Annotated in this window: 14 protein-coding genes; all 14 read left to right on the forward strand. The window is 60.7% G+C overall.

The features are described from left to right. Positions 1-442 precede the first annotated feature (442 nt). Positions 443-2,278 (forward strand): ABC transporter substrate-binding protein, encoded by a 1,836-nt coding sequence (locus IGS58_RS18270; RefSeq protein ID WP_083299791.1) that lies wholly within the window; start codon positions 443-445, stop codon positions 2,276-2,278. A 28-nt stretch (positions 2,279-2,306) separates the two neighbouring features. Further along, positions 2,307-3,245, forward strand: a complete 939-nt coding sequence (locus IGS58_RS18275) for an ABC transporter permease (RefSeq protein ID WP_230522308.1) — start codon at positions 2,307-2,309, stop codon at positions 3,243-3,245. 9 nt (positions 3,246-3,254) lie between these two features. After that, positions 3,255-4,364: an ABC transporter permease gene (locus IGS58_RS18280; protein WP_230522309.1), complete on the forward strand. Its 1,110-nt coding sequence runs from the start codon at positions 3,255-3,257 to the stop codon at positions 4,362-4,364. A 9-nt stretch (positions 4,365-4,373) separates the two neighbouring features. Further along, on the forward strand, positions 4,374-6,065 hold the full coding sequence (locus IGS58_RS18285) for an ABC transporter ATP-binding protein (RefSeq protein ID WP_230522310.1): 1,692 nt from the start codon (positions 4,374-4,376) through the stop codon (positions 6,063-6,065). A 27-nt stretch (positions 6,066-6,092) separates the two neighbouring features. Continuing rightward, complete coding sequence (locus IGS58_RS18290; RefSeq protein ID WP_070260501.1) at positions 6,093-7,055, forward strand: VTT domain-containing protein; 963 nt, start codon at positions 6,093-6,095, stop codon at positions 7,053-7,055. Between the two features lie 389 nt (positions 7,056-7,444). After that, entirely contained in the window at positions 7,445-8,464 is a 1,020-nt protein-coding gene (locus tag IGS58_RS18295) for a glucokinase (RefSeq protein ID WP_034782520.1), read from the forward strand. Positions 8,465-8,863: 399 nt separating this feature from the next. Then, complete coding sequence (gene scpB, locus IGS58_RS18300) at positions 8,864-9,658, forward strand: SMC-Scp complex subunit ScpB (RefSeq protein WP_034782524.1); 795 nt, start codon at positions 8,864-8,866, stop codon at positions 9,656-9,658. After that, positions 9,651-11,726 (forward strand): 23S rRNA pseudouridine(2605) synthase RluB, encoded by a 2,076-nt coding sequence (gene rluB / locus IGS58_RS18305; RefSeq protein WP_230522311.1) that lies wholly within the window; start codon positions 9,651-9,653, stop codon positions 11,724-11,726. Before scpB ends, rluB begins: the two co-directional genes overlap by 8 nt. Positions 11,727-12,070: 344 nt before the next feature. Next, on the forward strand, positions 12,071-12,559 hold the full coding sequence (rimP, locus tag IGS58_RS18310) for a ribosome maturation factor RimP (RefSeq protein WP_034782527.1): 489 nt from the start codon (positions 12,071-12,073) through the stop codon (positions 12,557-12,559). Beyond that, positions 12,556-14,121: a transcription termination factor NusA gene (gene nusA / locus IGS58_RS18315; RefSeq protein ID WP_034782529.1), complete on the forward strand. Its 1,566-nt coding sequence runs from the start codon at positions 12,556-12,558 to the stop codon at positions 14,119-14,121. Before rimP ends, nusA begins: the two co-directional genes overlap by 4 nt. A 46-nt stretch (positions 14,122-14,167) precedes the next feature. After that, positions 14,168-17,026, forward strand: a complete 2,859-nt coding sequence (gene infB, locus IGS58_RS18320) for a translation initiation factor IF-2 (protein ID WP_034760145.1) — start codon at positions 14,168-14,170, stop codon at positions 17,024-17,026. 115 nt (positions 17,027-17,141) lie between these two features. Further along, positions 17,142-17,564, forward strand: coding sequence for a 30S ribosome-binding factor RbfA (rbfA, locus tag IGS58_RS18325; RefSeq protein WP_230522312.1), 423 nt, complete (start codon positions 17,142-17,144; stop codon positions 17,562-17,564). Next, positions 17,554-18,489: a tRNA pseudouridine(55) synthase TruB gene (gene truB / locus IGS58_RS18330; protein WP_230522313.1), complete on the forward strand. Its 936-nt coding sequence runs from the start codon at positions 17,554-17,556 to the stop codon at positions 18,487-18,489. The genes rbfA and truB overlap by 11 nt, the downstream gene beginning before the upstream one ends. Positions 18,490-18,820: 331 nt before the next feature. Beyond that, the gene (typA, locus tag IGS58_RS18335; protein ID WP_034782534.1) at positions 18,821-20,653 is read left to right on the forward strand and encodes a translational GTPase TypA; all 1,833 of its coding nucleotides are present in this window, start codon (positions 18,821-18,823) and stop codon (positions 20,651-20,653) included. Positions 20,654-20,742 lie beyond the last annotated feature (89 nt).

Genomic DNA, 20,742 nt, shown 5'->3' on the forward strand with positions numbered 1-20,742 from the left:
TGCTCTTTCAGCATGGAAACAACAGTGTTTTTTATAATGTTGATGTGTTTCAATATGTGCAATTATTTTAATGTTGCACTGCGCCGCATATTTTCCGTACTGCCATAAAAACCGTTGTCATTCTGGGCCGTAAGGGTTTCTACCAAGTCGGTTTTTCATGGTGGTGAGCCGCCTTTGTTGCACTGCGGAAGATTTCCTCCACGAGGCAGGCGGGCGTGGCTGCGTGCCATGCCCTTGCTGCGGCTTTTCGCCCGGCGAACAAAATATGCGTTATCGTTACGCCTTTTTCCAGCTCGCCTGCATGCAGACGGGACGGACGATGAACAAGGCATAGATCTTGCGAGGATGGACTGGTTTTGGCGGTGGAATCCTGTATCCCAGGGGGAAGCCAGTACAAGCGCACCAATACGGTGCGACAGATAATCGAGATGAAGGGTATTACATGAAGTCACCATGGATGCGGCGCGTGGCGCTGCTCGCCTGCCTGGCCACCCTGCCGCTGGCGGCCGTTGCCGCCGATGCCCCAAGCGCCGCGGCCGCGCCGGTCAAAACCTTGCGCTATATCCTGCCGGCCGCCGAGACGGGCTTCGATCCGGCCACCGCGCGCGACCTGTATTCGAACCACATCACGCAGGCCGTCTTCGACACCCTGTACACCTACGATTACCTGGCGCGCCCCGTCAAGGTGGTGCCCGGCGCGGCCGCCGCCATGCCGGAAGTATCCGCCGACGGCAAGACCTACACCATCCGCCTGAAAAAAGGCATCCTGTTCACGCCCGACGCCGCGTTTGGCGGCAAGCGCCGCGAACTGACGATGGCCGATTACGTGTATTCGTGGAAGCGACTGTTCGATCCGCGCCTGGCTTCGCCGCACAGCTGGCTGTTTGAAGGCAAGGTGGTGGGGCTCGACGACCTGGCCAAGGAAGCGGCCAAGGCGAACAAGCTGGACTTCAACAAGAAGGTGGCCGGCCTGGAAATCCTCGACCCGTACACCTTGCGCATCACGCTGACCAAGACGGATTTCAATTTCCCCATGATCCTCGCCTACGTGCCGACAGCCGCCGTGGCGCGCGAAGTGGTGGACAAATACGGCGACGTGAAGGGCGAAGTAGGCTCGAATCCCGTCGGCACCGGCTACTACACGCTCGGTGAATGGACGCGCGGCAACCGCATCGTCCTGAACCGCAATCCGCAACACTTGCCGGAAACGTGGAATTTCATGGCCGGCGACGACCCGGACGACCAGCGCATCGTGCGCCAGATGCAAGGTAAACGCATTCCCGCCATCGACCGCATCGAAATTTCCGTGATGATCGAAGACCAGTCGCGCTGGCTGTCCTTCCAGAGCGGCGGCACGGACGTGTTCTGGCTCGACGGCCCGCTGGCGCCGAAAGCATTGCTGAACGGCAAGCTGCGTCCCGAACTGGCGGAGAAGGGCGTGCAACTGTCGCGCCTGCTCGACCCTGAGATCAGCTATTACTACTGGAATATGGAAGACCCGACCTTGGGTGGCTTCAGCAAGGAAAAGATCGCCCTGCGCCGCGCCATTGCCATGGCGCACAATATCGATGAAGAAATCCGCATCATCTGGAATGGCCAGGCCAAGCGCCTCGACTATCCGATACCGCCTGGCGTCGTCGGCTACGATCCGCACTACAAATCCCTGCTGCAATACGATCCCGTGCTGGCGAACAAACTGCTGGATAAATTCGGCTACAAGAAGGGCGCCGATGGCTGGCGTACTTTGCCGGACGGCAAGCCGCTGCTGATCCGCTACGCTTCGCGCAACGAAGCCAATGGCGTGCTGCAGGCGGAAATGTGGCGCAAGACGTACAACTCGCTGGGCATCCGCATGGAAAACGACCGCATGATCTTTTCCGACATTTTAAAAACGGAAAAGCAGTGCAAGATGCAGACGCGCACGGCGCCATGGCTGGCCGACTATCCGGACGGCGACAACTTCATGCAGCTGTTCTATGGTCCGAACACGCACCAGAACAACAATGGCTGCTACCAGGATCCCGAATACGACAAGTGGTACGCGGCCAGCCAGGCCATGCCTGCCAGCCCCGAGCGCGACGAGCTGTTCCACAAGATGGCGCGCCGCCTGGAAGTGAACGCGGGCGCCCTGATCGGCTATGCGCGCTACCGCAACATGCTGGCGCAAAAGTCGGTGCAGGGCTACAAGAAGCACCCGATCCTGTTCCAGGAATGGGCGTACATGGATATCGACAGCACGGGTACGCCGGTTGTTACTCCGGCTCCCGCCAGCAAATAAGCGCGGCTTATAACGACAAGGAATCATTATGTTTGCTTATATCCTGCGCCGCTTGTGGCAGATGCTGCCCACCATGCTGGGCGTCGTCCTGCTGGTGTTTATCCTGTTCAACTGGGTGGGCGGCGATCCCGCCTACATCCTGGCCGGCAAGATGTCTAGTGCGGAAAGCATCGCCAACATCCGCCGGCAACTGGGCGTCGACCAGCCGTACTACGTGCAACTGTGGATCTTCATCAAGCAGATCGTCACGTTCGATTTCGGCCAGAGCTGGGCCACGGGCGAATCCGTGTCGCACATCATCACCTCGCGCCTGGGGCCGTCGATGATGGTGCTGATCCCGCTGACCGTGCTGGAAACGTTCTTTGGCGTGGCGCTGGCGCTGGCCATCGCTTTCGTGCGCGGCTCGCTGACGGACCGCGCCGTCATGATCGCCTGCACGGTGGGCATGTCGATTTCCATCCTCGTCTACATCATCGTCTTCCAGTACGGCTTCGCCTATAAACTGGGCCTGTTCCCAGTGCAGGGCTGGGGCGACAGCTTCTGGGAAAACCTGCTGCGCTATGCCACCTTGCCCATCCTGATCGGCCTGGCCGTGTCGATTGCGCCGACCCTGCGCTTGTTCCGCACCTTCGTGCTGGACGAGGCCAACCAGGATTACGTGCGCACGGCGCGCGCCAAGGGCCTCAAGGAAGGCCGCATCATGTGGGTGCACGTGCTGCGCAACGCCGGCATTCCCATCATTACCTATGTGATGTCGAACTTGCCGGCCCTGCTGATCGGCGCCTTCCTGTTGGAACGCTTTTTCGGCATCCCCGGCATCGGGCGTGAAGTGATCCTGGCCGTCGAGCGCAGCGACTTTCCGGTGATCAAGGCGATCACCGTGTATGTCGCCGCCGCCACCATGCTCTTCAACCTGCTCACCGACCTGCTGTACCAGGCGGTCGATCCTCGCGTACAACTGAAGTAGAAAGAGACGATGTCGAAACCTCATACATCGCCCGGCCTGTGGGCCCTGGCGTGGCGCCGTTTGCGCGGCGACAAGATTGCAATGGTATCGCTGGCCGTGGTCGGCGCCTTTTTCCTGCTGGTGCTGGCGTCCGCCAGCGGCCTGGTCGCCTCGAACTGGGAAGACGAAGTGGCCGTCAGCTATGCGCCGCCCACGTTTATGGGTGCCGACAGGGATGTCGCCGTTGATGGCGCGATGCCCGTGACGGACGAGCGCAGCGCACCCACCCCCGTCAACGTGCTCGATCCGCTGGCCGACGATATCGCCGAACTGCGCGCCCAGATGGGCAGTAACCCATCGGCTGGCGTCGAGATGTACGGCGTCACCGACCCGCTGGCCGACGACTTGACGGCCTTGCGCGCCGGCATGGGCAAGGCCAAGAAACTCGTCACGCACAAGGCGGCCACCTTGCCGTTCGGCGCCGACAAGTGGGGCCATGACATTTTGCAGAAAACCGTCAAGGGCGGCGAAACGTCGATCGTCGTGGGCCTGGTGGCCGCCTTGCTGGCCGTCGTGCTGGGCACGATTTTTGGCGCCGTGTCCGGCTACTTTGGCGGTGTCGTCGATGACTTCTTCAACTGGTTCTACAGCATCTTTACGTCGATTCCGTCCATCCTGATGATCTTGACGGTGGCGGCCGTGCTGCAGCAGAAGGGCGTGCTGACCATCGTGCTGATCCTGGGGTTGACGGGCTGGACGGGGCCGTACCGCTTGATCCGCGCCGAATACATCAAGCACAAGGCGCGCGAGTACGTGATGGCGGCCGACGCCATCGGCGCTTCGCACTGGCGCAAGATGTTTTCCCACATCTTCCCCAACGTCAGTCACGTTGCCTTGGTGCAAATGTCGATTCTCGTGGTGGGCTTCATCAAGGCGGAAGTGATCTTGAGCTTCCTCGGCTTTGGCGTGCCGGTGGGTACCGTCTCGTGGGGCAGCATGCTCAACGAGGCACAAAATGAACTGATCCTGGGCAAATGGTGGCAGCTGACAGCGGCCGCCACGGCGATGGCCGTGCTGGTGACGGCGTTCTCGCTGTTTACCGATGCCTTGCGCGATGCGCTCGACCCCAAAGTGAAATAGGAGTTGCTCATGGACCAGAATAACCTGTTGGAAGTGCGCGACCTGCGCGTCACCTTCCGCCTGGACAAGAAGACCACGTTCGAAGCCGTCAAGGGCATCTCGTTCAACGTGCCGCGCAACAGCACCGTCGCGCTGGTGGGAGAATCGGGCAGCGGCAAGTCCGTCAGTTCGCTGGCTGTGATGGGCTTATTGCCCCCGGATAACACCATCATCGATACCGCCTCGAGCATCCAGTTTGGCGGGCGCGATCTGCTCAAATTGTCGATCGCCGAGCGGCGCACCATGTGCGGCAAGGATATCTCGATGATCTTCCAGGAGCCGATGTCGTCGCTGAACCCCGTGTTTACGGTCGGGTTCCAGATCGCCGAAGTGTTGCGCCAGCATATGGGCATGAACCGCAAGCAGGCGCGTGCGCGCACGCTGGCGCTGCTCGAGGAAGTGGGCATACCCGATCCGGCTACCAAGATCGACGCCTACCCGAGCCAGATGTCGGGCGGCCAGCAGCAGCGCGTGATGATCGCCATGGCGATCGCCTGCGAACCGAAACTGCTGATCGCGGACGAGCCGACAACGGCGCTGGACGTGACGATCCAGAAGCAGATCATGGACCTGATCGCGGCGCTGCAAAAGAAGCATCAGATGTCCGTGCTGTTCATTACCCACGACCTGGGCCTGGTGGGCGAGATCGCCGACCAGGTGATCGTCATGCGCCACGGCGAAGTGCGCGAGACGGGGGAGGTGCGGCAAGTGTTTGAAGCGCCGCAAGACAGTTATACCAAGGCGCTGTTGCATTGCCGCCCATCGCTGGACGAGCGCCCATGGCGCCTGCCCGTCATCGCCGATTATATGGACGGCAAGGCGGGCCCCGGCATCGAGGTGAAACAGCGCACGCGCGGCTACACGCCCGGTGACGAACCCGTGCTGGTGGTGAATAACTTGAGTAAAAGTTTTTACACGCGCGAGGGACTGTTCGGCAAGCGCGAGTTCCAGGCCGTCAAGGATGTGTCGTTCACTTTGCCGCGCGGCAAGACGCTGGGCGTGGTGGGCGAGTCCGGCTCCGGCAAGACGACGGTGGGCTTGACCCTGCTGCGCCTGCACCAGGCAACGGGCGGTACGGCCATGTTCCACGGCAAGGATCTGATTGCCATGCCGAACAGGGAATATTTGCCGTATAAACGCCGCATCCAGATCATCTTCCAGAATCCGTATGCGTCGCTGAACCCGCGCTTTACGGTGGGACAGATCCTCCTGGAACCTATGCGCATCCACAAGATCGGCGCGAACGACCAGGAACGTATCGCCAAGGCTTACTGGCTGCTCGACAAGGTTGGCTTGCCGGAACAGGCCTTCCACCGCTATCCGCACGAGTTTTCCGGTGGACAACGCCAGCGCATCGCCATTGCCCGCTGCCTGACCATGCAGCCGGAAATCCTCGTCTGCGACGAATCCGTGTCGGCGCTGGACGTGTCGGTGCAGGCGCAGGTGCTCAATCTGCTGCAGGACTTGCAGGATGAATTCGGCCTGTCCTACATCTTCATTTCGCACGATTTGTCCGTGGTGAAATATATCGCCGACCAGGTGATGGTGATGCACAAGGGGCAAGTGGTGGAATTGGCCGATTCGGATGAGCTGTACCGCAATCCCGTGCATCCGTACACGCGCACTTTGCTCAGCGCCATACCGAAGGGCGTGCAGTTGTAAGGGGCTTTTTACGGTAAGATAGCGGCCATGCCCAACCTCATTTATCTGCTCGAACATTACGGTGTCCTGATTGTCTTTGGCATCGTGCTGGTGGAGCAGCTCGGCCTGCCGATTCCCGCCTTTCCCATCCTTGTGGTGGCGGGCGCGCTGGCCGTCGATGGCGACATGAATGGGGGCCTGGTGCTGGCCGCCGCGCTAAGCGCTTGCCTGATCAGCGACTTCACGTGGTTCCGCGCGGGCCGCCATTTCGGCAAGCGCATCCTGCGGCTGCTGTGCCGCATCTCGCTGTCGCCCGATTACTGCGTCAGCCAGACGGAAGACAAATTCAAGCGCTGGGGCCCGAAAGCCCTGATCGTCTCCAAATTCGTGCCGGGATTCAATACCGTGGCCGCGCCGATGTCGGGCGCGCTGGGCACGCCGCCGGGACTGTTCTTCCTGTACGCGGGCCTGGGCGCCCTGCTGTGGAGCGGCACGGGCATCATCGTCGGCGTGATTTTCCATGCCAGCGTGCAGCAGGTGCTCGACTTGCTCAGCACCATGGGCAGCACGGCCTTGCTGATGCTGGCCACCTTGCTGGGCTTGTTCCTGCTGTACAAATTCCTCGAACGCCGGCGTTTCCGCCAGGCTTTGCAGATCGAACGCATCGGCATCGATGAGTTGCTTGAACTCATAGAGCAGGGCGCAGAGCCGCTGATGGTCGACGCGCGCAGCGCCACGGCGCAGGCGCTGGAGCCGGCCGTGCCGGGCGCCTTGTTTTTCAATGGCAAGGAACCCGTGCCAGCCATGATCGCCATGGACAAGGACCGCCACATCATCGTGTATTGCAGCTGTCCCAACGACGTGACGGCCGCGCAAGTGGCCAAGCTGCTGCACCAGCACGGCTTTCACCGCGCCAAGCCCCTGCATGGCGGCCTCGATGCGTGGAATGCCGCCTACCGCTCGGACCAGCCGGCGCCCGCCAGCCTGCTGGGCGAAGGCTTGCCGTCCTGATCCGGGCTGCCGCCGGCACGCCAGGCTGGCAGTAAGACCCGCAATAAAAAACGGTAGTAATAATACGAAAACACCTTTGCGGCGCCGCCAGGACGGGAGCGCCGCACCGCCGCCGCCGCGTACAAAGCGCCTTTGCGCAAACTCCGGCATACTCTGCTTTCAAGGTGATTCCTGCTGCTGTGCAGCATGCTTTTCGCGTGCCTGGTGAGTGCAAGTACTTACTATAAATCATTGTTTCTAAGCAATTTTGGCGCTGCCTGTTGCATTTGGAGTGGAACTACCAATAAAGGCTTGTTTTGATGTACTTAAACTACAAACTTTGCTTGCCTCCGGGCGCATTCATCCTTTAAGCTTGGCGTCCCATGCGTCCCACTTCATCATTTAAAATCATGAGCGCTTCGTCTTCTCCCGTACTGCCGACTTCCGCCTTCGCCGATGGACCGCGCCTGCTGGCCGACGTGGGCGGCACCAATGCCCGTTTCGCCCTGGAAGTGGCCGCCGGCCACATCACCCTGGTGGAAGTGTTGCCCTGTGCCGATTACCCTAGCCTGTCCGCCGCCCTGCAAGCCTACCTGGCCCTGCCGCACATCGCCGCCGCCGGCGGGCAAGCCGTGCGCCATGCCGTGATCGCCATCGCCAATCCGGTCGACGGCGATTTCCTCAGCATGACGAACCACCACTGGTCGTTCTCGATCCGCGCCATGCGCGACGAGTGCGGTTTCACGACCCTGGACGTGGTCAACGATTTCACGGCCCTGGCGCGCGCCTTGCCGCAGCTGTCGAACGAGCAAAAGCACCAGGTGGGCGCGGGCACGGCCCGTCCGAACACGGCCATCGGCCTGATCGGCGCCGGCACGGGCCTGGGCGTGTCGGGCCTGATCCCGTCGCACGGCGGCTGGATCGCCCTGCAAAGCGAGGGCGGCCACGTCAGCTTCGCGCCGTTCAATGAAGTGGAAGTGAGCATTCTGCAATTTGCCTGGCGCGAATACGAGCACGTCTCGGCCGAGCGCCTGATTTCCGGCGATGGCCTGGAACTGATCTACCGCGCCCTGGCCGACCGCGCGGGCGTGCCGGCGGAAGACTTGCCGGCGGCGGAAATCACGCGCCGCGCGCTGGCTGGCGAGTCCCAGCTGTGTGACGACGTCATCGAAGCATTCTGCTGCATGCTGGGCACGGTGGCGGGCAACGTCGCCGTCACCCTGGGCGCGCTGGGCGGCATCTATATCGGCGGCGGCATCGTGCCACGCCTGGGCGCGCGTTTCGACCGTTCCGGCTTCCGCGCCCGCTTCGAGCGCAAGGGCCGTTTCGCCAATTATGTCTCGCAAGTGCCGACCTTCGTCATCACGGCGCAATACCCAGCTTTCCTGGGTGCATCGGCCATTCTCTCGGAGAAACTCGCCTCCCTGTGATATGCAGGGTGCGGGCGATGTGTCGCGCCAGGGCCGGGTAAAACGCGTGTTTTACCCGGTTTTGCGCTTTTCCGCTTTTTATCAGGTACAATTGGCATCGTTGGATGAAACGACGACTGTCGCTCTCCTGTCTGGCTGGTTCGCCGCCACGGGAAAAGCAGCTGCTCCGGAGTTCGTTTCATTGCTGGTTATTTAAGGCCAGCACCATGGATGGCAGGACTTTCACTGCATCCGCTTTAGTCCCGCTTTGCGCGCATCGGCCAAGGCGTCGGAAAAACAGCCTCAACTAGTAACCCAGCACGGCGTCATCATGATGTCTGCCATCTGTTACGTTGAAATGAACGTTTTTGATTTCTTTCTCTGCATACGAATTGCAACACACATCCGCACAGAATTGCTATGAATACAATTGAGGCTAAAAAAGTCCTCGAAACCGCGTTGCTGTGCGCTCGTGAATCGCTGACGATCCACAGCTTGAAGAAGCTGTTCGTCGATGCGGACGAGAATGGTCGCGTGCGTGGCGTCGGCGTCGGCGCCGACACGATCAAGCAATTGCTGGAAGAGTTGCGGCAGGAGTGGGAAGGGCGCGGCATCGAGATCGTCAGTCTCGCTTCGGGCTGGCGCTTTCAAAGCCGCCCGGAAATGAAGATGTATCTCGATCGCATGACGCCCGAGCGGCCGCCCAAGTATTCGCGGGCGACCCTGGAAACCCTGGCCATCATCGCCTACCGCCAGCCGGTGACGCGCGGCGATATCGAGGAGATTCGCGGCGTTGCCGTCAATTCGCAGACGATCAAGATGCTGGAAGACCGTGGCTGGGTCGATGCCATCGGCTACCGCGACGTGGTGGGGCGGCCGGCCTTGCTGGCCACCACCAAGCAGTTTTTGGATGACCTGGGTTTGCATTCGCTGTCCCAGCTGCCGCCTTTGCAGCAAATCAGTGAAATGCAGGGCAATGGGCTCGAAGCCCTGGAAGCGGCCCTGCAAGAAAATTTTGACAAGGCAAGCAATGAGCTTGTCCCCCAGCTTGGTGCAGGTAGCAATACGGCTGTGACAGATGTAGATGTGACAGCAAGCCTTGATGCCGGCCCCGATGCTTCGCCCACGGACGAAGCCTACACTCACGACCCTGCGCCAGAACTAACGGTTGACGCTGCGCCAGGTCAGCACAGCCAAGAAACGAAGAATGAATAATCCGAACACACCCGAGACAGTAACCGCCAGCGACGAAGCCATCGTTGCCAAGCCCAAGCGCCGCACCAAGGCCCAGATCGAAGCCGATACGGCTGCTGCTGCAGTTGCCGGCGATACCGCCGCTGCCAAGCCGAAGCGCCGCACGAAAGCCGACGTGGCTGCCGACGCGCCCGTTGCCGCTGCTGCGGTAGAAGAAGCTGCGCCTGTCGTCAAGAAAACCCGCGCCAAGCCAGCCCTGAAGGCCGTGGCCGACGCCGCCGAAGCGGCTGCCGAAGCCGTCGCCGCACCTGCGCCGCGTCCACCGCGCGCCCGCGCCGCCGCCAAGGCCGCTGCCGCCGTCGCTGAAACGGCGCCGGAAGCCGTCGCCGACAAGCCGGCCGAAGCACGCCCGACCCGCGGTCCGCGCCAGATGCGTGGCGTGCAGGCGGAACGCGCGCTGCGCCAGCCGCCGCGCGCGGAAGCGCCGCAGGCAGCCGATGCCGTTGCCGCAGCGCCTGCCGCGGAGCAAGCTGCCGCGCCTGTCGCCGACGTGTTCGATGCCGAAGGCAATCTCGTGTCCGGCCCGCGCCTGCCGCGCGGTCCGCGCAACGATGTGCCGGGCGCTGGCAAGAATGCCGGCAAGAGCCGCAAGAAGGGCAAGGGCCGCCAGGCTGCGCCAGGCAAGCTCAGTGACGCTGACGCCGTGTTCTCGTTTGTCACTTCCGACGCTTTCGACAGCGAAGAGGGCGGCACGGGCCGCGTGCAGAAAGCGGCCGTGCGCCGCGACCTGACGTCCGACGACGACGCGCCGAAGCTGCACAAGGTGCTGGCCGAAGCCGGTCTCGGTTCGCGCCGCGACATGGAAGACCTGATCATTTCGGGCCGCGTGTCCGTGAATGGCGAGCCGGCCCACATCGGCCAGCGCATCCTGCCGAGCGACCACGTGCGCATCAACGGCAAGTTGATCCAGCGCCGCGTCAGCAAGAAGCCGCCACGCGTATTGGTCTACCACAAGCCGGCCGGCGAAATCGTCAGCCACAACGACCCTGACGGCCGTCCATCCGTGTTCGACCGCCTGCCGACCATGAAAGCGGGCAAGTGGCTGGCCGTTGGCCGCCTCGACTTCAACACGGAAGGCTTGCTGCTGTTTACCACGTCCGGTGACCTGGCCAACCGCCTGATGCACCCGCGCTACGGCATCGACCGCGAGTACGCCGTGCGTACCCTGGGCGAGCTGGAAGAGGGCATGCGCCAGAAACTGCTGGCCGGCGTCGAGCTGGAAGACGGCCTGGCGCAGTTCTCGAAGATCGCCGATGGCGGCGGCGAAGGCATCAACAAGTGGTACCGCGTGGTGATCGGCGAAGGCCGTAACCGCGAAGTGCGCCGCATGTTCGAGGCGATCGGCCTGACCGTTTCGCGCCTGATCCGTACCCGCTACGGCGCCATGACCCTGCCGAGCGGCCTGAAACGCGGCCGTTGGGAAGAGATGGATGAAAACACCGTGCGCGACCTGCTGACCGCCTACGGCATCGAAAAGAAAATGCCGGCATCGGGCGACCCTCGTGCCGCTGGCGCCGCCAAGGGCCGCGAAGCGCGCAAGGCCAGCCGTGATGACGAGCCGAATGGCAACCGCATCGATGTGAGCAACCGCAACGCCGATCCTTTCCCGGTCGCGCCGCGCCGTGGCCAGCCGCAAGGCCAGTTTGCCCGTCCGCAAGGCCAGGGTCGTCCGGGCGGCGCAGGCCGTCCAGGCGAAGCGCGTGGTCCTGGCCGCGGCCAGCCGCAAGGTCCGTTCCAGGGCGGCCAACCCCGCTCGTCGGCATCGTTCGAAGGTTCGCCGCAAGGCCAGGGTCGTCCGCCGCGTGCGGCAGGCCAGGGCCGTCCGGCCGGTGGTGGCGAAGGCCGCGCGCCGCAGCGCGGTCCGCGCCAGCCCGATCCGCTGCAAACGGCATTCGGCTTCGCCAACACGGGTCCGCGCCGCAATACGGGCGGTGGTGCCGGTGGGCAAGCGCGTTCCGGTGGTCAGCCGCGTGGCGGCATGGACCGTGGCGGCATGGATGGCATGCCGCGCCGCCGCAGCAAAGGTTAATCGGGAAGAGTTTCTTCTTGCGCGCCCGCTGATCTGCCGCGGGTGCGCGCTCTTGTAACTGTTGTAAGCCGGGCCGCTCCTTGCGTGCGGCATTGCGGCGAAGTTAATAAGAGGTTATAATCTGCAGCCTAATAAAAGTTCTCCGCAGGGTTGTTTGGTGGGGAGTGCTTTCATCTGGTTGGGAAAATACAAGAAGATGGGCAGATGCCCATTTTTTTTTTGTTGAACCGTTTGTAATGGCTCCGCAAGGGGCCATATATGACTTGAATGCGTGTTTTTGCATGTTGTCGGCGCTCAATGCGGCGTTCTCATGCTGAAAACGGGCCTTATTTCTGGAGAATTTCTTGCAGCAGTTGGGATTAATTGAAAAGACAGTGATTGGTCTGGGCTATGAGCTCGTTGATGTCGAACGTGCCGAGCGCGGACTGCTGCGCGTCTTTATTGATTTCAGCGCCGCCGATGCCGCTGAAAAAGGTCCGATCACGGTCGAAGACTGTGCCACGGTGAGTCACCAGTTATCGCATGTGTTGACGGTAGAGAACGTTCCTTACGAGCGTCTCGAAATTTCTTCCCCGGGTCTGGATCGTCCGGTGCGCAAGCTGGAAGACTTTGTCCGTTTCGCAGGCCAGGAAATCATCGTCAAGCTGATGGTGGCGATGCCGGGTACGAACAACCGGAAATCGTTCCAGGGGATCTTGCAAGAACCCGTGGGCGATAAATTGTCGTTGGAATTTGAAGGTAAGGATGGTCCGGCGATGTTGGAGTTTACGCTCGCGGATGTGGATAAGGCACGCTTGGTGCCGCAGGTGGTTTTTAAGGGACGCAAAGCATGAGCCGCGAAGTTTTATTATTGGTTGACGCGCTGGCGCGCGAAAAAAACGTCGATAAAGATGTCGTCTTCGGCGCCCTCGAATTCGCGTTGGCGCAAGCCACGAAGAAACGGTATGAGGGTGAGGTAGACATCCGCGTTTCGATCGACCGCGAAACGGGCGAATTCGAATCGTTCCGCCGCTGGCACGTCGTGCCCGATGAAGCGGGCCTGCAATTGCCGGATCAGGAGATCCTGCATTTCGAGGCAAAAGAACAGATTTCCGATATCGAAGTCGATGACCATATCGAAGAACCGATTGAATCCGTTGAATTCGGCCGCCGTTTCGCCCAGGATACCAAACAGGTCGTCCTGCAGCGCGTACGTGACGCCGAACGCGAGCAGATCCTGGTCGACTTCCTGGAACGTGGCGATTCGCTCGTCACCGGCACCATCAAGCGCATGGAACGCGGCGACGCCATCGTCGAATCGGGCAAGATCGAAGCGCGTCTGCCACGCGACCAGATGATCCCGAAAGAGAATCTGCGTATCGGCGACCGTGTGCGTGCCTTCATCTTGCGCATTGACCGCAACATGCGCGGCCCGCAAGTGATTCTGTCGCGCACCGCGCCGGAATTCATCATGAAGCTGTTCGAACTGGAAGTGCCGGAAATCGAGCAAGGCATGCTGGAGATCAAATCCGCAGCCCGCGATGCCGGCGTGCGCGCCAAGATCGCCGTCTACACGGCCGACAAGCGCATCGATCCGATCGGTACTTGCGTCGGCATGCGCGGTTCGCGCGTGCAGGCCGTGACTGGCGAACTCGGTGGCGAACGCGTCGACATCGTGCTGTGGTCGGAAGATCCGGCGCAGTTCGTCATCGGCGCCCTGGCGCCGGCGAACGTGTCGTCGATCATGGTCGATGAAGAAAAACACGCGATGGATGTCGTCGTGGACGAAGAAAACCTGGCAATCGCGATCGGCCGCTCCGGCCAGAACGTGCGCCTGGCTTCGGACCTGACCGGCTGGAAGATCAACATCATGACGGCCGAAGAATCGGCTGACAAAGCTGCCCAGGAAACGGCTGCCGTGCGCATCCTGTTCATGGAAAAGCTCGATGTCGACCAGGAAGTGGCCGATATTCTGGTGGAAGAAGGTTTCGCCAGTCTGGAAGAAATCGCTTACGTGCCAATTTCCGAAATGCTGGAAATCGAATCGTTTGACGAAGATACCGTCAATGAACTCCGTACCCGTGCGCGTGATGCGCTGGTTACCGAAGCGATTGCTTCGGAAGAGGGTCTGGAAGGCATGGACGAGGCGTTGGTGGGTCTGGAAGGCATGGACCGCATTACCGCCGGCAAGCTGGGTCTGGCTGGTATCAAGACCGTTGAAGCATTTGCAGCACTGGCATACGACGAATTTGGCGCAATCCTGGCCTTGTCTGCGGACCGTGCGCGTGAACTGATTACAAGTGAATTTAAAGATGTGACCGACGATGAGATGAAGTTGGTTGACTCGAAATACGACGATCGTGCCAAGGCGTTGCAAGCCAAGGCATGGAGTCTGGCCGAATCCGCAAAGGCTTAATTTGAGTATCTTTATCATCTCCGCGACACATAGAAAAGAGGACTGAATGGCGAGTAACAACGTAGCCCAATTTGCCACCGAACTGAAGATGCCTGCAGATTTGCTGCTGACGCAGCTGCGTTCTGCCGGCGTCGAGAAAAGTTCGACGTCAGATCCATTGTCGAAAGATGATAAGGACAAGCTTTTGGATCATCTGCGCCGCACACACGGCGCAGCGGCTGACACAGAAAAGAAAAAAATCACCGTGACCCGCAAGGAAACGACTGAAATCAAGCAAGCTGACGCAACCGGCAAATCGCGCACCATCCAGGTGGAAGTGCGCAAGAAACGCACTTTCGTCCAGCGTGACGAAGCTGCGCCGGTCGCAGCAGAACCGGTCGCGCCTGCCGCACCGGTGATCGATCCAGCCGACGTGGCGCGCCGTGAAGAAGAAGCCCGTAAACAGGCTGAACTGATCGCCCGCCAGGAAGCCGATCTGCGCGAAAAGCAAGAACGTCTGGCCAAGCTCGACGCGGAAAAAGAAGCCCAGGCGAAAGCCACGCAACAGGCTGAACTGGCTGCGAAGAAAGAAGCTGAAGCGGAAGCGAAGAAAGCCGCTGCCAAGGCTGCTGCCGCGCCTGCCGCCAGCGCTGCTGCGCCTGTCGTTGACGACGCCGCCGCCGAAGCGAAAAAAGCTGCTGCCGCCGAAGAAGCGAAGAAGAAAGCGGCTGCCGCTGCTGTTGCCGCCAAGGAAGCCGCTGACAAAGCGGAAGCCACCGAGCGTGCACGCAAGGCCGTTGCCGACGAAGTTGCCCAGATCAAGGCCATGATGAACGCGCCACGCCGCGCCATCAAGGCACCTGAACCCGTACCGGTTCCGGTCAAGCCGAAGGCGCCGGAAGGCACCCTGCACAAGCCTGCTGACAAGAAACCTGGCGACAAGCCGGGCGACAAGAAGCCTGCTGTTGCAGACAAGAAATCCATCAAGTCGGCCAATGTGTCGTCCACCTGGTCCGATGACGCGAAAAAACGCGGCACCACCGGTGGTCCCAAGCCACGCGGCAATAGCGGCCCAGGCGGCCGTGACAGCTGGCGCGGTGGCGCGAAGGGCCGTCGCCCGACGCACCATGACGACCGTGAATCGAACTTCCAGGCTCCTACGGAAGCCGTCGTCAAAGACGTGCACGTACCGGAAACGATCACCGTGGCCGAACTGGCGCACAAAATGTCCGTCAAGGCATCCGAAGTCATCAAGCATTTGATGAAATTGGGCCAGATGTGCACGATCAACCAGGTGCTGGACCAGGAAACCGCCATGATTCTGGTGGAAGAAATGGGCCACAAGGCGTTCGCCGCCGAACTGGACGATCCGGAAGCGCTGCTGGCCGATGTGGGCGAACACGCGCACTTCGAAACCAAGCCACGCGCACCGGTGGTCACCGTCATGGGTCACGTCGACCATGGCAAGACCTCGCTGCTGGACTATATTCGTCGCGCCAAGGTTGCCTCCGGCGAAGCGGGCGGGATTACGCAGCATATCGGCGCTTACCACGTCGATACGCCACGCGGCATGATCACTTTCCTCGACACCCCGGGCCACGAAGCGTTTACCGCCATGCGTGCCCGTGGCGCCAAGGCAACCGACATCGTGATTCTGGTGGTTGCCGCCGACGATGGCGTGATGCCGCAAACAAAAGAAGCGATTGCCCATGCGAAAGCAGCTGGCGTACCGCTGGTCGTGGCGATCAACAAGGTCGACAAACCGGGCGGCAACGTGGATCGCGTGACGCAGGAACTGGTCGCAGAACAAGTCGTGCCGGAAGAATACGGTGGCGAGTCGCCATTCGTGCCGGTTTCGGCCAAAACGGGTCAAGGTATCGACGACCTGCTGGAACAAGTGCTGTTGCAAGCCGAAGTGCTGGAACTGACGGCACCGGTCGATGCGCCTGCGCGCGGCCTGGTAGTCGAGGCACGTCTGGACAAGGGCCGTGGTCCTGTCGCGACGATCCTGGTGCAGTCCGGTACCTTGAAGCGCGGCGACGTGATTCTGGCGGGCTCTTCGTATGGCCGTGTTCGCGCCATGCTGGACGAGAACGGCAAGTCCATCGCTGAAGCGGGTCCTTCGATTCCGGTCGAAATCCAGGGCTTGACGGAAGTGCCGGTTGCCGGTGAAGAAGTCGTCGTCATGGCTGACGAGCGCAAGGCCCGTGAAATCGGTCTGTTCCGTCAAGGTAAGTTCCGCGACGTGAAACTGGCCAAGCAGCAAGCTGCGAAACTGGAAAACATGTTCGACCAGATGGCCGAAGGCGAAGTGAAAAACTTGCCGTTGATCATCAAAACCGACGTGCAAGGTTCGCAAGAAGCGCTGGTTGGTTCGCTGCAGAAACTGTCGACCTCCGAAGTGCGCGTACAAGTCGTTCACGCAGCCGTCGGCGGCATCACGGAATCGGACGTCAACCTGGCAGTCGCCTCGAAAGCGGTCATCATCGGCTTTAACGCCCGTGCTGATGCCCAGGCACGCAAGCTGGCCGAGTCGAATGGCGTGGACATTCGCTACTACAACATTATTTACGATGCGATCGACGAGATCAAATCGGCGTTGTCGGGCATGTTGGCACCAGAGAAACGCGAAACCGTCATCGGTCAGGTCGAGATCCGCCAGGTTATCCTGGTCTCGAAAGTGGGCGCGATTGCCGGTTGCCTGGTCACCGATGGCGTGGTCAAGCGTGCTTCTTCCGTCCGCCTGTTGCGCAACAACATCGTGGTGTGGAGTGGCGAGATCGACTCCCTGAAACGCTTCAAGGACGATGCGAAAGAAGTTCGCGCCGGTCTGGAGTGCGGCCTGTCGCTGAAGAACTACAACGACATTCAGGTTGGCGACACGCTGGAAGTGTTCGAAGTCCAGGAAATCGCTCGTACCCTGTAATCACAGAAGTAATGGCGCGGACATATCGTTGTCCGCGCAAACACGTGGGGCGCATTGGTCAACGGGCAACCGTTTGACCCATGCGCCCTGCGGCACTTAGGACAGCATAATAATCATGGCTAAACATAGCAAAACCATGCCAGCGCGCGGCTTGCGCGTGGCCGACCAGATCCAGCGCGATCTGGCTGAAATCGTCGCCTACGAATTGAAGGACCCACGCGTCGGCACGATGATCACCATCACCGAAGTGCAGATCACCCCCGATTACGCGCACGCCAAGGTGTTTTTCACGATGTTGAAAGACAGCAAGGAAGCCATCAAGAACACCACCGAAGGCCTGATGGCCGCGTCTGGCTTCATCCGTGGCTTGCTGGGCAAGCGCCTGCACATCCACACCCTGCCGATGCTGCATTTCGTGCATGACAGCTCGACTTCGCGCGGCATGGAAATGTCCTTGCTGATCGACAAGGCCAACGCCACGCGCGCGGCCGACGCCGAGCCGGATGTGAAACCAGAAGCGGACGAGCATGGCGGGTAGTAAGCGGCCGCCCGGCATCAAGCGGGTGCGCGACCTGGTCGATGGTGTCTTGCTCCTGGATAAGCCTGTCGGCTGGTCCAGCAACGATGCCCTGATCAAGGCCAAGCGCGTCTTGAACGCGAAGAAGGCGGGCCATACGGGCACGCTGGATCCGTTCGCCACGGGTTTGCTGCCGCTGTGCTTTGGCGAAGCGACCAAGTTCTCGCAGGACTTGCTGGAAGCCGATAAAACCTACGAGACCCTGGTGCACCTGGGGCAGACGACGGATACGGGCGACACGGAAGGCGAAGTGCTGGAAACGCGCGACGTCAACGTCACCGACGAGCAGATCGAAGCCGTGCTGGCGCAGTTCCGCGGGCCTATCCTGCAGACGCCGCCCATGTACTCGGCCTTGAAAAGGGACGGCAAGCCCCTATATGAGTATGCAAGGGCAGGCATCACCCTGGAGCGCGAAGCGCGCCCGGTGACCATCCACAAGCTGGAGTTCCTCGGCTATGACGCCCCGTTCCTGAAATTGTCCGTGATGTGCAGCAAAGGCACGTATATCCGCGTGCTGGGCGAAGACATCGGCCATGCCCTCGGTTGCGGCGGCCATTTGAACGCCTTGCGCCGCACGCAGGTGGGCAGCCTGACGTTGGACGGCGTGGTCACGCTCGACGAATTGACGGCGCATGCCGAACCGCTGAGCCTGTTGGCGCCCGTCGATGCCTTGCTGTCGAGCTTTCCCGCCGTCCAGCTGACGGAAGAATTGGCCAAGCGTTTCCTGCATGGCCAGCGCATCGCGCTGGGCAAGGAAGACGTCGTCGTACCGGCCGAACCGGGCCGTGTGCGCGTGTATCACGACAGCAAGCTGCTGGGCACGGGCCAGTTGCAGGAGTACAGCATCCTGGCCCCGGAGCGTCTGATCGCCACCGCGCATCAGTGAACACCTGACCAAACCTACTGCGCGTCGTGATTTGCAGCCTGCGATGCTCACTGTGCATGCGCACAGCTGCGCTTCTTAGCCACAACTCACTTCCGCTCGCTACGGTTTTGTCAGGTGTCGTTAAGTCATAGGTAAGTCATATTGATCAGCGACACTGCTAACCCGGTGTCGCATTTTTAAACAAATCGTCCCCGACTGCGGGAGCCGCCAGCATTTTTAGATAGCGTTGCAACGCAACATGCTATACTACGCGGTTCCGGAAATAGATTAGCATTCGGGTATCTCGTACACCTTGTACGCACTCCGCAGTTTTTCAGTAACTACTACGACCATGTCAAATACAAAACGCGCAATTCGTAATATCGCCATTATCGCCCACGTTGACCACGGCAAAACCACGCTGGTGGATCAGCTGCTGCGCCAGTCCGGCACCTTCCGTGAAAACCAAGCGGTCGACACCCGAGTCATGGACTCGAACGACCTGGAAAAGGAGCGCGGCATTACGATTCTGTCGAAGAACTGCGCCGTTGAGTACGAAGGCACCCACATCAACATCGTCGACACCCCAGGCCACGCCGACTTCGGCGGCGAAGTGGAACGTGTTCTGTCGATGGTGGACTCGGTTCTGCTGCTGATCGATGCACAAGAAGGCCCGATGCCGCAAACCCGTTTCGTCACGCGCAAGGCGCTGGCACTGGGTCTGAAGCCTATCGTTATCGTCAACAAGATCGACCGTCCAGGCGCACGTCCGGACTGGGCCATCAACCAGACGTTCGAACTGTTCGACAAGCTGGGCGCTACCGACGAACAACTGGACTTCCCTATCATTTACGCTTCGGGCCTGAACGGCTACGCCGGCCTGACCGAAGACGTGCGCGGCGGCGACATGAAGCCGATGTTTGACGCCATCCTGGAACACGTTCCAGTACGCGACGACAATCCTGAAGGCCCGCTGCAAATGCAGATCACCTCGCTGGACTACTCGTCGTACGTCGGCAAGATCGGCATTGGCCGCGTCAACCGCGGTACCGTCAAGGTCGGCCAGGACGTGCTGGTCATCAATGGCCCAGGCGCCACGCCAATCAAAGGCCGCATCAACCAGGTGCTGAACTTCAAGGGCCTGGAGCGCGTGCTGGTGGACGAAGCCGTCGCCGGCGACATCTGCCTGATCAACGGTATCGACGAAATCGGCATCGGTTCGACCCTGTGCGCAGTGGATACTCCAGAAGCGCTGCCTATGCTGACCGTCGACGAGCCGACCCTGACCATGAACTTCATGGTCAACAACTCGCCACTGGCTGGCCGCGAAGGCAAGTTTGTTACCTCGCGTCAACTGCGTGACCGTCTGGAAAAAGAATTGAAAGCCAACGTTGCTCTGCGCGTGGCACCAACCGACGACGACACGATCTTTGAAGTATCGGGCCGCGGCGAGCTGCACCTGACGATTCTGATCGAAAACATGCGTCGCGAAGGCTTCGAGCTGGCCGTTTCGCGTCCACGCGTGGTCTTCAAAATGGTCGATGGCGTGCGCCACGAGCCGTTTGAAAACCTGTCGGTTGACGTGGAAGAAGTCAACCAGGGCGGCGTCATGGAAGAACTGGGCCGTCGTCGTGGCGACCTGCAAAACATGGAATCGGATGGCAAGGGCCGCGTGCGTCTCGAGTACCTGATCCCGGCGCGTGGCCTGATCGGCTTCCAGGGCGAATTCATGACCCTGACCCGCGGCACCGGCCTGATGAGCCACGTATTCCATGAATACGCGCCAGTCGACAACACCCGTGGCGAAATGGCTGGCCGTCGTAACGGCGTGCTGATCTCGCAAGATGACGGCGCTGCTGTTGCCTACGCTATCTGGAAACTGCAAGACCGCGGCCGCATGTTCGTGTCGCACAATGACCCAGTCTACGAAGGCATGGTCATCGGTATCCACTCGCGCGACAACGACCTGGTCGTCAACCCGATCAAGGGCAAGCAGCTGACCAACGTGCGTTCGTCGGGTACCGACGAAGCGGTGCGCCTGGTACCGCCAATTCAGATGTCGCTGGAATACGCAGTCGAATTCATCGAGGACGACGAACTGGTGGAAATCACGCCTAAATCGATCCGTCTGCGCAAGCGCTTCCTGAAAGAGCACGAGCGTAAAAAAGCGTCGCGTGATTCGTAATCTGTTGTAGAGCATGGCCTGCGGGCCATGCCGCTCCCGGCCCGCTGCGCCGCGTCACCATCACTGGTGAGGCGCGCAGCGGGTTTGTC

It is taken from the genome of Janthinobacterium sp. EB271-G4-7A (assembly GCF_020858075.1).
Lineage (GTDB): Bacteria > Pseudomonadota > Gammaproteobacteria > Burkholderiales > Burkholderiaceae_D > Janthinobacterium > Janthinobacterium lividum.

Excerpts from the sequence above, each read along its gene's own strand:
- IGS58_RS18270 (WP_083299791.1), top strand. The coding sequence starts at position 443 with ATGAAGTCACCATGGATGCGGCGCGTGGCGCTGCTCGCCTGCCTGGCC.
- IGS58_RS18275 (WP_230522308.1), top strand. The coding sequence starts at position 2,307 with ATGTTTGCTTATATCCTGCGCCGCTTGTGGCAGATGCTGCCCACCATG.
- IGS58_RS18280 (WP_230522309.1), top strand. The coding sequence starts at position 3,255 with ATGTCGAAACCTCATACATCGCCCGGCCTGTGGGCCCTGGCGTGGCGC.
- IGS58_RS18285 (WP_230522310.1), top strand. The coding sequence starts at position 4,374 with ATGGACCAGAATAACCTGTTGGAAGTGCGCGACCTGCGCGTCACCTTC.
- IGS58_RS18290 (WP_070260501.1), top strand. The coding sequence starts at position 6,093 with ATGCCCAACCTCATTTATCTGCTCGAACATTACGGTGTCCTGATTGTC.
- IGS58_RS18295 (WP_034782520.1), top strand. The coding sequence starts at position 7,445 with ATGAGCGCTTCGTCTTCTCCCGTACTGCCGACTTCCGCCTTCGCCGAT.
- scpB (WP_034782524.1), top strand. The coding sequence starts at position 8,864 with ATGAATACAATTGAGGCTAAAAAAGTCCTCGAAACCGCGTTGCTGTGC.
- rluB (WP_230522311.1), top strand. The coding sequence starts at position 9,651 with ATGAATAATCCGAACACACCCGAGACAGTAACCGCCAGCGACGAAGCC.
- nusA (WP_034782529.1), top strand. The coding sequence starts at position 12,556 with ATGAGCCGCGAAGTTTTATTATTGGTTGACGCGCTGGCGCGCGAAAAA.
- infB (WP_034760145.1), top strand. The coding sequence starts at position 14,168 with ATGGCGAGTAACAACGTAGCCCAATTTGCCACCGAACTGAAGATGCCT.
- rbfA (WP_230522312.1), top strand. The coding sequence starts at position 17,142 with ATGGCTAAACATAGCAAAACCATGCCAGCGCGCGGCTTGCGCGTGGCC.
- truB (WP_230522313.1), top strand. The coding sequence starts at position 17,554 with ATGGCGGGTAGTAAGCGGCCGCCCGGCATCAAGCGGGTGCGCGACCTG.
- typA (WP_034782534.1), top strand. The coding sequence starts at position 18,821 with ATGTCAAATACAAAACGCGCAATTCGTAATATCGCCATTATCGCCCAC.